At 69.8% G+C, this 11,108-nt stretch carries 14 protein-coding genes; 6 read left to right on the forward strand and 8 right to left on the reverse strand.

Going from position 1 to position 11,108, the window contains the following annotated elements:
- Positions 1 to 14 precede the first annotated feature (14 nt).
- Positions 15 to 899 (forward strand): LysR substrate-binding domain-containing protein, encoded by an 885-nt coding sequence (locus AC1RN5_RS03410; protein WP_493039857.1) that lies wholly within the window; start codon positions 15 to 17, stop codon positions 897 to 899.
- Here the strand turns inward: AC1RN5_RS03410 and AC1RN5_RS03415 are convergent.
- Both AC1RN5_RS03415 and AC1RN5_RS03420 read right to left on the reverse strand, forming a co-directional pair.
- Entirely contained in the window at positions 896 to 1,405 is a 510-nt protein-coding gene (locus tag AC1RN5_RS03415) for a recombinase family protein (RefSeq protein ID WP_493039858.1), read from the reverse strand. The two genes, AC1RN5_RS03410 and AC1RN5_RS03415, sit on opposite strands and share 4 nt — an antisense overlap.
- A gap of 135 nt (positions 1,406 to 1,540) precedes the next feature.
- On the reverse strand, positions 1,541 to 2,095 hold the full coding sequence (locus tag AC1RN5_RS03420) for a GNAT family N-acetyltransferase (RefSeq protein WP_493039859.1): 555 nt from the start codon (positions 2,093 to 2,095) through the stop codon (positions 1,541 to 1,543).
- 38 nt (positions 2,096 to 2,133) lie between these two features.
- Here AC1RN5_RS03420 and AC1RN5_RS03425 point away from each other — a divergent pair, with 38 nt between their 5' ends.
- The 4 genes from AC1RN5_RS03425 to dxs all read left to right on the forward strand — a co-directional run bounded on the left by AC1RN5_RS03425 (position 2,134) and on the right by dxs (position 6,213).
- A complete protein-coding gene (locus tag AC1RN5_RS03425) occupies positions 2,134 to 3,060 on the forward strand; it encodes a histone deacetylase family protein (RefSeq protein ID WP_493039860.1) in 927 nt (308 codons plus the stop codon).
- Positions 3,061 to 3,138: 78 nt separating this feature from the next.
- Entirely contained in the window at positions 3,139 to 3,381 is a 243-nt protein-coding gene (locus AC1RN5_RS03430; protein ID WP_493039861.1) for an exodeoxyribonuclease VII small subunit, read from the forward strand.
- Complete coding sequence (locus tag AC1RN5_RS03435; RefSeq protein WP_493039862.1) at positions 3,381 to 4,262, forward strand: polyprenyl synthetase family protein; 882 nt, start codon at positions 3,381 to 3,383, stop codon at positions 4,260 to 4,262. The genes AC1RN5_RS03430 and AC1RN5_RS03435 overlap by 1 nt, the downstream gene beginning before the upstream one ends.
- A gap of 25 nt (positions 4,263 to 4,287) precedes the next feature.
- Positions 4,288 to 6,213: a 1-deoxy-D-xylulose-5-phosphate synthase gene (dxs, locus tag AC1RN5_RS03440; protein ID WP_493039863.1), complete on the forward strand. Its 1,926-nt coding sequence runs from the start codon at positions 4,288 to 4,290 to the stop codon at positions 6,211 to 6,213.
- Here dxs and AC1RN5_RS03445 read toward each other — a convergent pair.
- From AC1RN5_RS03445 to flgF, 6 genes are read right to left on the reverse strand one after another with little or no spacing between them, the layout of a single operon-like run.
- On the reverse strand, positions 6,210 to 6,707 hold the full coding sequence (locus AC1RN5_RS03445) for a hypothetical protein (RefSeq protein ID WP_493039864.1): 498 nt from the start codon (positions 6,705 to 6,707) through the stop codon (positions 6,210 to 6,212). The two genes, dxs and AC1RN5_RS03445, sit on opposite strands and share 4 nt — an antisense overlap.
- 32 nt (positions 6,708 to 6,739) lie before the next feature.
- Positions 6,740 to 7,213 (reverse strand): hypothetical protein, encoded by a 474-nt coding sequence (locus tag AC1RN5_RS03450; RefSeq protein WP_493039865.1) that lies wholly within the window; start codon positions 7,211 to 7,213, stop codon positions 6,740 to 6,742.
- Between the two features lie 47 nt (positions 7,214 to 7,260).
- Positions 7,261 to 7,983, reverse strand: coding sequence for a flagellar basal body L-ring protein FlgH (gene flgH / locus AC1RN5_RS03455; protein ID WP_493039866.1), 723 nt, complete (start codon positions 7,981 to 7,983; stop codon positions 7,261 to 7,263).
- Positions 7,984 to 7,997: 14 nt separating this feature from the next.
- Entirely contained in the window at positions 7,998 to 8,738 is a 741-nt protein-coding gene (gene flgA, locus AC1RN5_RS03460; protein WP_493039867.1) for a flagellar basal body P-ring formation chaperone FlgA, read from the reverse strand.
- A 4-nt stretch (positions 8,739 to 8,742) separates the two neighbouring features.
- Complete coding sequence (gene flgG, locus AC1RN5_RS03465) at positions 8,743 to 9,531, reverse strand: flagellar basal-body rod protein FlgG (protein ID WP_493039868.1); 789 nt, start codon at positions 9,529 to 9,531, stop codon at positions 8,743 to 8,745.
- 14 nt (positions 9,532 to 9,545) lie between these two features.
- Positions 9,546 to 10,283 carry a flagellar basal-body rod protein FlgF gene (gene flgF / locus AC1RN5_RS03470; protein ID WP_493039869.1) on the reverse strand — a complete coding sequence of 246 codons (738 nt, stop codon included), beginning with the start codon at positions 10,281 to 10,283 and terminating at the stop codon, positions 9,546 to 9,548.
- A 225-nt stretch (positions 10,284 to 10,508) separates the two neighbouring features.
- Between flgF and AC1RN5_RS03475 the strand changes: the two genes are divergently transcribed.
- Complete coding sequence (locus AC1RN5_RS03475; protein WP_421932578.1) at positions 10,509 to 11,105, forward strand: flagellar basal body-associated FliL family protein; 597 nt, start codon at positions 10,509 to 10,511, stop codon at positions 11,103 to 11,105.
- The last annotated feature ends 3 nt before the right edge of the window (positions 11,106 to 11,108 follow it).

Below are 11,108 nucleotides of genomic sequence, written 5' to 3' on the forward strand. Positions count from 1 at the left end.
CTGGAATTCGTACAATGAGCGGGCTGGACGACCTGGACGCCTTCGCGGCGGTGGCGCGGCATCGCAGCTTCCGGCGGGCGGCGGCGGCGCGCGGGGTCTCGGCCTCGACCCTCAGCCAGGCCCTGCGGGACCTGGAGGCGCGGCTGGACGTGCGGCTGCTGAACAGGACGACGCGGAGCGTGGGTCTGACCGAGGCCGGCGCCCGGCTGCTGGAGCGTCTGTCACCGGCCCTGGCCGATATCGCCGCCGCCATGGATCAGGTGCATGCGGAGCGCGGCGTGCCGGCGGGCGCCCTGCGGATCAACGCCCCGGAGCCGGCGGTGGAGCTGGTGCTGGCGCCCATGGTGGCGCCCTTCCTGGCGGCCTATCCGCAGGTGCGGCTGGAGATCATCGCCGAGACCGCCTTCGTCGACATCGTCGCCCAGGGCTATGACGCCGGCGTGCGCTGGGGGGAGAGCCTGGCGCAGGACATGATCGCCGTGCCGATCGCCGGCCCGCAGCGCTTCTGCGTGGTGGCCTCGCCCGAGCTGATCGCCCGCACCGGCGTTCCGCAGCGGCCGCAGGACCTGCTGGCTCACCCCTGCCTGCGCGTCAGATTCCCCAGCGGCGTCCGGCCACCCTGGGAGTTCGAGCGGGACGGCAAGGAGCTGAAGCTCGAGCCGGAGGGGCCGCTCTCCTCCAACAGCACGCGGCTGCAACTGGCCGCGGCCCTGGCCGGGGCCGGCTTCCTTTCCACCTTCGAAGGCCAGGTGGCCGAGCACATCGCAGCGGGCCGGCTGGTGAGCGTGCTGGAGGACTGGCTGCCGCCGTTCCCGGGCCCGTTCCTCTACTATCCCAGCCGTCGTCACCTGCCCGCGGCGCTGCGGGCCTTCATCGACTTCGCCCGGGTCAGATCCTAGGCGGTGGCGCGGGTCTCGACGTCGCGCAGCTTGCGCCAGACGGTCATGCGCGAGACCCCGAGGCGCCGGGCGATCTCGACGGGTCCGACGCCAGCGGCCTGCAGGGCGCGGATCTCGTCGACAGCCGACTGGCCGCGGCGGCGGCGGACGCCGCCCATGGGTTCCACGGCCAGCACGGCCTGGAGAGCCGCGCGCAGGGCCCGGCCGCCCTCGCCCTGGCTGGAGATCTCGGGTTCGACGATATAGACGCTGGCGTTGCGCTCCTCGAGGCGGTCGATGACGTCGAGCACGTCGCGGCTGGCGCCGCCCAGGTGTTCCAGGCGGGTGACGACGAGCTGATCGCCCTCGCCGATGAAGTCGAGAATCGAGCTCAGCACCGCAGACTCGTCCATCATCGGGCCAGCGGGCTCCTCGGCCCGGACCACGTGACATCCGATCGCTTTCAACGTCGCCGTATCGTCCGCGGAGCGCTCGTCGCGCAACCGGACATATCCAATTCTCAGCATCCCACCCGTCGCTTTCAGCTACTGCGATGATTGCCCGCAAACTCGCAAAAGCTGGCGACGCCGTCAAAGCGTAGAAGCTTAAATCTCCGCAATAATTCTCCGGTTATCGGCGTTCACCTACCGCTTGGCTGCAAACTAGGCAGGCAAACTGATGGGTTTGTGAGAAAAACTATCCGCAACCCGACATAGGATGAACTCCCGGTCTGTCGTGGAGCCGACCTTGAAGCCGTACTCGCCGACCTTCTCGAAGCCGGCGCGCTGATAGAATCGCTGCGCGCCGTGGTTCTCCGACCAGACTCCGATCCACAGGTCGCGCGGTCCGTCCTCCAGCATCCAGGCCATGGTCTCCTGGAACAGCCGTGTCCCGGTCCCGCCGTTCTGCCAGGCCTTGAGCAGGTAGAAGCGCTTCAGCTCCCGGCTCCGGGGCGTCACCGCCTCGTGGGGCAGTTCGCAGGGGCCGCACTGGGCGTAGCCCACCGCCGCGCCCTGCGCCTCCACGATCCAGGCGGCGCGGGCGGGATCGGCGAGGTCGGAGGCCATCTTCTCCACCCCGTAGGCGCTCGCCAGGAAGTGGGCGAGGTCGGCGGGATCGTAGAGGTGGGCGAAGGTGTCGCTGAAGGTCCGCGCGCCCAGGGCGGCGAGGACCGGGGCGTCGTCGGGGCGGGCGCGGCGGATCTTGATATCGGACATTTCGGGTCGGGGCGGTTTCAGGGTTAGGATCGATTCCAATGACTGTCGCGCTCTACACCCATGCGGACATGCTCGACCACCGCCCTGGTTCCGGCCACACCGAGCGGCCCGAACGACTGTCGGCGGTGATCGACGCCCTGAGCGACGCCTCGGATCTGGACCTCGAACCCTGCGACGCCCCCCTGGTGAGCCCGCAGGACCTGGCCCGGGTGCACCTGCCGGCCTACGTCCAGGCCATCTTCGAGGCCGCGCCGACCCAGGGCCGGCTGATGCTGGACGCCGACACCTACATGTCGCCGGGCAGCCTGAACGCCGCGCGGCGGGCCGCGGGCTCGGTGGTCCAGGCGGTGCAGGATGTGGCCGCCGGCCTGCAGGGGCGGGCCTTCTGCGCCGTGCGGCCGCCCGGCCACCATGCCGAACCCCACAAGCCCATGGGCTTCTGCATCTTCTCCAATATCGCCGTCGCCGCCCGGGTCGCCCAGGCCGCGGGCCTGAAGCGGGTGGCGGTGGTGGATTTCGATGTCCACCACGGCAACGGCACCCAGGCGGCCTTCGCCGGCCACGAGGACCTGTTCTTCGCCTCTGTCCAGCAGTGGCCCATGTGGCCCGGCACCGGCCACCCGGACGAGCCGGTCCCGGCCAACATCAAGAACGCCGTCGTTCCCCCCGGCGCGCCGGCGGAGGCGTGGCGCAAGGCCTTCGAGAGCCTGATGCCCCACGTCGACGCCTTCGCCCCCGACCTGATCCTGATCTCGGCCGGCTTCGACGCCCACGCCTTCGATCCCGTCGGCGACGCCCACCAGAACCTGGAGGCGGCGGACTTCGCCTGGGCGACCCGGGCCATCGCCTCGGTGGCGGCCAAGCACAGCGGCGGGCGAATCGTTTCCTCCCTGGAGGGCGGCTACGGCCTGGAGGCCCTCGGCCGCTCGGCCCTGGCTCACGTTCGCGCGCTCTCTACGCCTTGAACCCCATTCCGCGCGCTTGCCCCGTTGCGGGGGCCAGCCGGCCTCTCTAGGTTGCCAGGCTCAAATCCGGGAACCGCCATGGCCGACGCCGCTGACATCGAAGGGCTTTCGTTCGAGCTGGCCCTCGCCGAGCTCGAGAAGATCGTGGCCCAGCTGGAGTCGGGCCAGGCGCCGCTGGAGCAGTCCATCGAGCTCTATGAGCGCGGCGCCAAGCTGAAGGCCCACTGCGAGTCGCGGCTCGAAGCCGCCCGCCTGCGGGTCCAGAAGATCGTTATGGGCGCCGACGGGGCGCCAGGGGTCGAGGCGGCGGAATTCAACTGATGCCCGAACTCGCCCATCGCGTGACCGAGGCCGCCGACCTGGTCACCGTCGCGCTGGACGAGTTGCTGCCCCGAGCCGATGGCCCGGAATCGCGGCTGACCGAGGCCATGCGCTACGCCGCCCTGGGGCCGGGCAAGCGCCTGCGGCCCTTCTTCGCCATCGAGACCGGCAAGATGTTCGACCTGGACGAACGTCCGGTGCTGCGGGCGGCCTGCGCGGTGGAGTGCGTCCACGCCTACAGCCTGGTGCACGACGACCTGCCGGCCATGGACGACGACGACCTGCGCCGCGGCCGGGCCACCGTGCACAAGGCCTATGACGAGGCCACCGCCATCCTGGCCGGCGACGCCCTGCAGACCGCCGCCTTCGAGATCCTGGCCCATCCCGACACCCACAAGGACGGCAATGTGCGGGCCGAGATGGTGATGCGCCTGGCCCACGCCTCGGGCGCCAAGGGCATGTGCGGCGGCCAGATGATCGACCTGCTCGGCGTGCGCGACGACCTCGGCGCGGTGGCGCGCATGCAGCGCCTGAAGACCGGGGCCCTGATCGCGGTGGCCTTCGAGCTGCCGCTGATCATGGCCCACGCCGGCGAGGGCGAGCGCCACGCCCTGATGGCCTTCGCCCAGGACCTGGGCCTGGCCTACCAGATCGTCGACGACCTGCTGGACCACGACGGCGAGGACGCCGTCCTGGGCAAGAAGGCCGGCAAGGACGCCGCCAAGGGCAAGGCCAACTATGTCACATTGCTGGGCGCCGACGCCGCCCGCGAGCGGCTCAAGCTGCTGATCGAACAGACCAAGGCGCACCTCGACCCCTTTGGTCCGCGGGCTGAATTCCTGCGGGCCAGCGTCGATTTCGTGCTAGAGCGCCGAAACTGATTTCAGAGAGATCTGTTCGCGTAACATGCCGCCCCATACGCCTCTGCTCGACCAAGTCGCCTCGCCCGCCGACATGCGGGGTTTCAACGCCGCCCAGCTCAAGCAGCTGGCCGACGAACTGCGGGCCGAGATGATCGACGTCGTGTCCCAGACCGGCGGGCATTTCGGGGCGGGCCTCGGGGTGGTCGAGCTCACCGTGGCCCTGCACCATGTCTATGAGACGCCCAAGGACATCCTGATCTGGGACGTCGGCCACCAGGCCTATCCGCACAAGATCCTCACCGGCCGCCGCGACCGCATCCGCACCCTGCGCCAGGGCGGCGGCCTCTCGGGCTTCACCAAGCGGTCCGAGAGCGAATACGACCCCTTCGGCGCGGCCCACGCCGCCACCTCGATCTCGGCGGCGCTGGGCTTCTGCGCGGCCCGCGACGCCCACGGCAAGGACAACAGCGTCGTGGCGGTGATCGGCGACGGCTCGATGAGCGCCGGCATGGCCTATGAGGCGATGAACAACGCCTGCGAGACCACGGGCCAGCTCACCGTCATCCTCAACGACAACGACATGTCCATCGCCCCCCCCGTGGGCGGGATGAGCGCCTATATGGCGCGCCTGGTCTCCGGCGGCGGCTACCAGTCCCTGCGCCACCTGGGCAAGTCGATGGCCAAGGTTCTGCCCAAGCCGCTGCAGGAAGCCGCCCGCAAGGCCGAGGAATATGCGCGGGGCATGGTCACCGGCGGCACCTTCTTCGAGGAGCTGGGCTTCTACTACGTCGGCCCCATCGACGGGCACGACCTCGACGCCCTGGTGCCGATCCTCAAGAACGCCCGCGAGATCAAGGACCGTCCGGTCCTGGTCCACGTGGTGACCCAGAAGGGCAAGGGCTACGCCCCGGCCGAGAGCGCCGCCGACAAGCTGCACGCGGTGGCGAAGTTCGATGTCGTCACCGGCCAGCAGGCCAAGTCCACAGCCCCGGCGCCGCCCCAGTACACCAAGGTCTTCGCCCAGGAGCTGACCAAGCACGCCGAGCGCGACCCGACTATCGTGGCGATCAACGCCGCCATGCCCTCGGGCACGGGCCTGGACCTGTTCGGAAAGCGGTTCCCGGACCGCACCTTCGACGTCGGCATCGCCGAGCAGCACGCGGTGACCTTCGCCGCGGGCCTGGCCGCCGACGGCATGAAGCCCTTCTGCGCCATCTATTCCACCTTCCTGCAGCGCGGCTACGACCAGGTGGTCCACGACGTGGCGATCCAGCGCCTGCCGGTGCGATTCGCCATGGACCGGGCCGGCCTGGTGGGCGCCGACGGGCCGACCCATGCCGGTTCCTTCGACATCGGCTTCATGGGCGCCCTGCCGGGCATGATCCTGATGGCCCCCTCCGACGAGGCCGAGCTGGCCCACGCCATCTCCACGGCCGTGGCCATCGACGACCGGCCCTCGGCCTTCCGCTATCCGCGGGGCGAGGGCGTGGGGGTGGCGATCCCCGACCTGGCCGCGCCCCTCGAGATCGGCAAGGGCCGCATCGTCCGCGAGGGGACCACGGTGGCCATCCTGTCGCTGGGCACCCGTCTGGCCGAGAGCCTGAAGGCCGCCGACCTGCTGGGGGCCCGGGGCTTCTCCACCACCGTGGCCGACGCCCGCTTCGCCAAGCCACTGGACATCGACCTGCTGCTGCGTCTGGCCCGCGATCACGAGGCCCTGATCACGGTGGAGGAGGGCGCCATGGGCGGCTTCGGCGCCTTCGTGCTGCAGGCGCTGGCCGAGCACGGCGCGCTCGATCGCGGCCTGAAGGTGCGCACCCTGGTCCTGCCCGACATCTTCCAGGACCATGACAAACCCGAGCTGATGTACGCCCAGGCCGGCCTGGACGCCGAGGGCATCGCGCGCGGCGCCCTCCACGCCATGGGCGTCGACAATGTCGCCGCGGCCGGAGCCGGCCGCCGGGCCTAGCGGCAGGCGCTGAGGAAGGGCCGGACCAGCTTCAGCGGGACCGGCGGAGCGTCCTTGGTTTCGTTCAAGCCGGAAAGCGTGATCACGCCGGTCTTTCGGAGGGCCGCGATGACCGGCGCGCGGGTGGCGATCTCCGCCGACAGCAGCGAGCCGCCGTTCAACGCGTCGGCGTTGGCCTGACCGCGCAGGGTCGACGAGGCGGCGCCCGACGCGATGGTGACGCTGACGGGCCAGGGGGCCGGGCGGCCGATCTTGTCGACCCAGATCTCGCCCTGCCGGTGGTCGGCGAGCTTGGCGGCGACGGCGAAGCTGGCGGTGACCTGGCCGGTCTGGCGCGGGCAGCGCAGGGCGATCACCACATCATCGGAGTTTGGCGCGCCATAGGTCAGTGTCACCTCCGGCAGGGCCTTGTCGTTGCCGAGGGTCCAGACGCGGCCCTCCTGCGCCTGGGCGGCGGAGGCGGTGAGCATCAACAGGGTGAGGGCGAGCTTCATGCGGGGAAGCTAGCACCGCATTCGGGCGGCCTCTAGGCGCGGCAGGCGGCGAAGAAGTCGTTCACCGCCCGGCGTTCGGGGCCGCGGACCGGCAGGGGCGACTTGCGGCCGTTGGCCATGACGGCGAGGTCGCCGGTGGCGGCGAAGCTGGTCAGGGCGGGATCGGTGACCGCGGCCTGGGCCTCCACATAGGACGCGCCCTCGCCCATGCCGGGCGTGGCGTCGGCGGCCAGGCGGCTGTTGTGGTCGCGGGAGGCGATCTCGATGGCGTCGGAGGGCGCGTCCAGCGGCGCGGTCATGGAGACCAGGACCCGGCCCGATCGGGGCTGGCAGGTCATCATAATCAGGACATTGTCGCTCTGCGGCTGGCCATAGGCCAGCTTGGCGCCTTCGCCCTCGGCGTGGTTCAGGGACCAGGCCATGCCCGGCAGGCCGCTCTGGCCCTGGTGGGCGCAGGACGCCAGCAGGCAAGAAATGCCCAGTCCGATGATCGCGCGACGTTTCATGAGCGACGTTCCCTTCGGAAAGGGGAACGCCGCCGGTGCGCTTCGGTTCAGAAGGGCGTGAAACGCTCCACCAGCGACTGCACCGCCGGGGTCTTCTGCACGCGGCTGATATCCCCGCGGCCGCCGTAGCTGATGCGGGCCTCGGCGATCTGGGTGTGCTTGACGGTGTTGGCCGAGGAGATGTCCTCGGGCCGCACGATGCCGGCCACCGTGAGCTGGCGGACCTCGGCGTTGGTGCGCACCTCCTGGGTGCCCTGGATCACCAGGTTGCCGTTGGGCAGGACGGCGGAGACCACGGCGGCGATGGTCAGGGAGATCTTTTCCGACCGGGTCACGGCGCCGGAGCCGGCGTTCGAGGAGTTGGAATTGGTCTCGATCCCGCCCGCCAGGTCGGTCCCCGGGGGCAGCAGACGGCCGAGGCTGCCGGTCAGCCCGTACAGCGACGGCGCGGCGGCCTTCATGCCGGCGGTCCGGCTGCTGTTGGAGGCGTTGGAGGTCTGGGCGCTGTCGTTGATGTCGATCTGGACGGTGAGGATGTCGCCCACCTTCGAGGCGCGCTGGTCGATGAAGAAGGCCCGCGCGCCCGAGCGCCACAGGGAGTTGGCCGAGGCCGCCTGGCCCTGGTTGCTGGCCAGATAGACCTGCTCCTGCGGCACGAGGGCGGAGGGATAGCCCACCGGCGCCAGGGTCGGGCCGACCACGGCCTCCTTCACGGTGGAGCAGGCGGCGAGGGGAACCAGGGCGGCAATGGCGAGGATGGCGAGACGCATGGGGGACGCTTTCTCTAACGCTGGGCGTACTGGGCGCGGCCCAGCGACTTGAGTTGGTCGGCGGCGGGGCCGACCACGGCCTGGCCGGGTCCGCTGGCCGTGGCCTGGATGATCTTCTTCGAGGCGGTGTTCTGGACCGCGACCGTGTCGCCGATGCCGGCGGCGGCCATGGCCTTGCCCTCCAGGGCCAGGGACACGCCCCCGGCCTCGTAGGTGACGGTGACCGTGTCGCCGGCCTTGATGACCTGGGGGGCGGAGACGTCGCGGCTGGAGACGGCGGCGCCGGCGCGCAGGGGACGCCGCGCGGCCATGCCGATCACGGCCTCGGCGTCCCGGGGGGCGTCGGCCGGGGCGGCCGCGGCCTTGGCCCAGACCACGTCCTGGGGCTGCACCATCTCGCCGGCCGACAGGCTGCGGGCGTAGGTGAGGATCTCGACATTGCCCCGGGTGGCGGGGGCGCTGGCGCCGCCGTCGGACCCGGCGCGGACGACGATGCGGCGGAGGCCCTCGGCGTTGGCCCAGTCGAGGCCCGCGCGGCGGGCGGCCGACTGCACGGCGCCAGCGTCGAGCACGGCCGAGGTTCCGGGCCGCGAGGCCACCGCGATCTTGCCGGCGCCGCCGGCCCCGTCGAACAGGTCGCCAAGGGTGATGACCCCGTCGGAGTCGAAGGTGTCGGACCGCAGGGTCACCGCCTGGCCGGCCAGGGCCGGCGCGGCGGCGAGGGTGAGGGCGCAGGCCAGGATCAGGATGCGCATCGCCCTAGCCCTTCAGCTGGTTGGCGGCCTGCAGCATCTGGTCGGCCGAGGAGATGACCTTGGAGTTCATCTCGTAGGCCCGCTGGGCGACGATCAGGGAGGTGATCTCGGTCACCGCGTCGACGTTGGAGGCCTCGGTGTAGCCCTGCAGCAGGTTGCCGAAGCCGGCGTCGCCAGGGGCGCCGGTGGTGGCCGCGCCGGAGGCGCCGCTCTCCATGAACAGGTTGTCGCCGATGGCCTCCAGGCCCGACTCGTTGATGAAGGTCGCCAGCTCGATGCTGCCCACGACGCTGGGGGTGGGAGACCCGGGCTTGGTCACCTGGACCTGGCCGGTCTTGGAGATGATGACGTCGGTGGCGTCCGACGGGATCGTGATGGCGGGCTGGATCTGGTAGCCGTCCTCGGTGACCATCTGGCCCTGGTCGTTGACCGACAGGTTGCCGGCGCGGGTGTAGGCGGTCTCCCCGGAGGGCTTGAGCACCTGCAGGTAGCCGCGGCCCTCGATGGCCAGGTCGTAGCGATTGCCCGTGGCGGTGAGCGAGCCCTGCTCGGTGATGCGATAGACCGAACCGGCCTTCACGCCGCCGCCGACCTGGACCCCGGTGGGAACGATGGTGCCCTGGTCCGAGGACTGGGCGCCGGCCCGTTCCAGGGTGTTGTAGAGCAGGTCCTGGAACTCGGCCCGTTGGCGCTTGAAGCCGACGGTGTTCATGTTGGCGATGTTGTTGGAGATGACCTCGACATTGAGCTGCTGGGCAGCCATGCCGGTCGCGGCGGTGCGAAGTGCTTGCATCTCTTAGACTTTCCTTACTGGACGCGACCCATCCGCTCGATCGAGCGGCGGGACAGGTCGGCGTTGGAATCCATCATCTTGGCCATCGACTCGTAGGCCCGGGTGACTTCCATCATCCGGGTGATCTCGAGGACCGTGTTGACGTTCGAGCTCTCGAGCATGCCCTGGTGGACGCGGGCGTCCGGGGCGGCCTGGGGCTGCTGGTTGGAGGTGTTGCGGTAGAGATTGTCGCCGGCCTTCTCGAGCACCGACAGGGTGTCGAAGCGGACCACGCCGACCTTGCCGATGCGTTCCGTGCCCTGGCTGACCGTGCCGTCGGTGGCGATGGTGAGCGGGCCCTTGATGGGGTCCACCGTGATCTCGCCGCCGCCCTCGTCGAGCACCGCCTTGCCGTCCTGGGTGGTGAGCTTGCCGGCGTCGTCCATCCGGAAGTGGCCGTCGCGGGTGTAGCGCTCGCCCTCGGCGGTGGTGATCTTGAAGAAACCCTGGCCCTCGATGCCGAGGTCGAAGGGCGCGTCGGTCTTGTGCAGGGCGCCGCCGGTGAAGTCGCGGGCGACGCCGGAATCCAGCACGAACTTCACCGGCTTGGGACCGCCCTGGGTCACGGCCGGAGAGCGGGCGGCGGTCTCGAGCATCAGGCTCTCGACCTTGAAGCCGGTGGTGTCGGCGTTGGCGATGTTGTTGGCCACGATGTCGAGTTCGCGGCGCAGCGTCATCTGCCTCGACAATCCGACGTAGAGGGCGTTGTCCATCGAAGGCGCTCGAACCTTTAACCTGCGACACTTTCGTCGAAGGCAGGACTGCAAGGTTCGGGCCAGTCCAAAACATCTGCAAAAACAACAAATAAGAAGGTTAACGCGGGCCTTCCGGCCAATTCTGCCGGGCAGGGTTGGACCGCCCCGTCGCGCCCCGAAAAAACCAGTCCTTAACCATGTCGGCCCCATGCACAGGGGGTAAGATTCTAAGGAGCCGCGCGCGTGGCCAAGGACAAGGTCAAGGAAGCCCCCGAGGGCGAGGCCGCCGCCGAGGGCGAGGACGGCGCGGTCGTGGGCAAGAAGAAGCTGCCCATGAAGATGATCATCATCGCCGGCGTCGCCGCGGTGCTGGTCCTGGGTGGCGGCGGAACCGCGGCCTTCATCTTCCTCAAGCCCAAGCCCGACGAGGCTCACGCCAAGGCCGACGAGCACGGCAAGGACAAGAAGAAGGAAAAGAAGGGCGAGAAGGGCAAGGAAGAGAAGACCATCGGCACCATCGCCGAGGGCCCGGACGGCGTCCTGTTCTACACCATGCCCAATGTGGTGGTGAACATGCAGACCGCCGACGGCCGCGCCACCTTCCTGAAGCTGAAGCTCACCCTGGAGGTCCCCGACCAGGAGACCGTGGACCTGCTGGAGCCGAACATGCCCAGGCTGCAGGACATGTTCCAGACCTTCCTGCGCGAGCTGCGCCCGGAGGACCTGCAGGGCAGCCAGGGGTCCTACCAGCTGCGCATGGAGATCCTGCGCCGGGTGAACCTCGTCATCGCCCCCTCAAAAGTAAATGCGGTCCTCATTGAGGAGATGTTGATCAACTAGGGC

Source organism: Phenylobacterium sp. GW821-FHT12F10 (genome assembly GCF_058806695.1).

Excerpts from the sequence above, each read along its gene's own strand:
- AC1RN5_RS03410 (WP_493039857.1), top strand. The coding sequence starts at position 15 with ATGAGCGGGCTGGACGACCTGGACGCCTTCGCGGCGGTGGCGCGGCAT.
- AC1RN5_RS03415 (WP_493039858.1), bottom strand. The coding sequence starts at position 1,405 with ATGCTGAGAATTGGATATGTCCGGTTGCGCGACGAGCGCTCCGCGGAC.
- AC1RN5_RS03420 (WP_493039859.1), bottom strand. The coding sequence starts at position 2,095 with ATGTCCGATATCAAGATCCGCCGCGCCCGCCCCGACGACGCCCCGGTC.
- AC1RN5_RS03425 (WP_493039860.1), top strand. The coding sequence starts at position 2,134 with ATGACTGTCGCGCTCTACACCCATGCGGACATGCTCGACCACCGCCCT.
- AC1RN5_RS03430 (WP_493039861.1), top strand. The coding sequence starts at position 3,139 with ATGGCCGACGCCGCTGACATCGAAGGGCTTTCGTTCGAGCTGGCCCTC.
- AC1RN5_RS03435 (WP_493039862.1), top strand. The coding sequence starts at position 3,381 with ATGCCCGAACTCGCCCATCGCGTGACCGAGGCCGCCGACCTGGTCACC.
- dxs (WP_493039863.1), top strand. The coding sequence starts at position 4,288 with ATGCCGCCCCATACGCCTCTGCTCGACCAAGTCGCCTCGCCCGCCGAC.
- AC1RN5_RS03445 (WP_493039864.1), bottom strand. The coding sequence starts at position 6,707 with ATGAAGCTCGCCCTCACCCTGTTGATGCTCACCGCCTCCGCCGCCCAG.
- AC1RN5_RS03450 (WP_493039865.1), bottom strand. The coding sequence starts at position 7,213 with ATGAAACGTCGCGCGATCATCGGACTGGGCATTTCTTGCCTGCTGGCG.
- flgH (WP_493039866.1), bottom strand. The coding sequence starts at position 7,983 with ATGCGTCTCGCCATCCTCGCCATTGCCGCCCTGGTTCCCCTCGCCGCC.
- flgA (WP_493039867.1), bottom strand. The coding sequence starts at position 8,738 with ATGCGCATCCTGATCCTGGCCTGCGCCCTCACCCTCGCCGCCGCGCCG.
- flgG (WP_493039868.1), bottom strand. The coding sequence starts at position 9,531 with ATGCAAGCACTTCGCACCGCCGCGACCGGCATGGCTGCCCAGCAGCTC.
- flgF (WP_493039869.1), bottom strand. The coding sequence starts at position 10,283 with ATGGACAACGCCCTCTACGTCGGATTGTCGAGGCAGATGACGCTGCGC.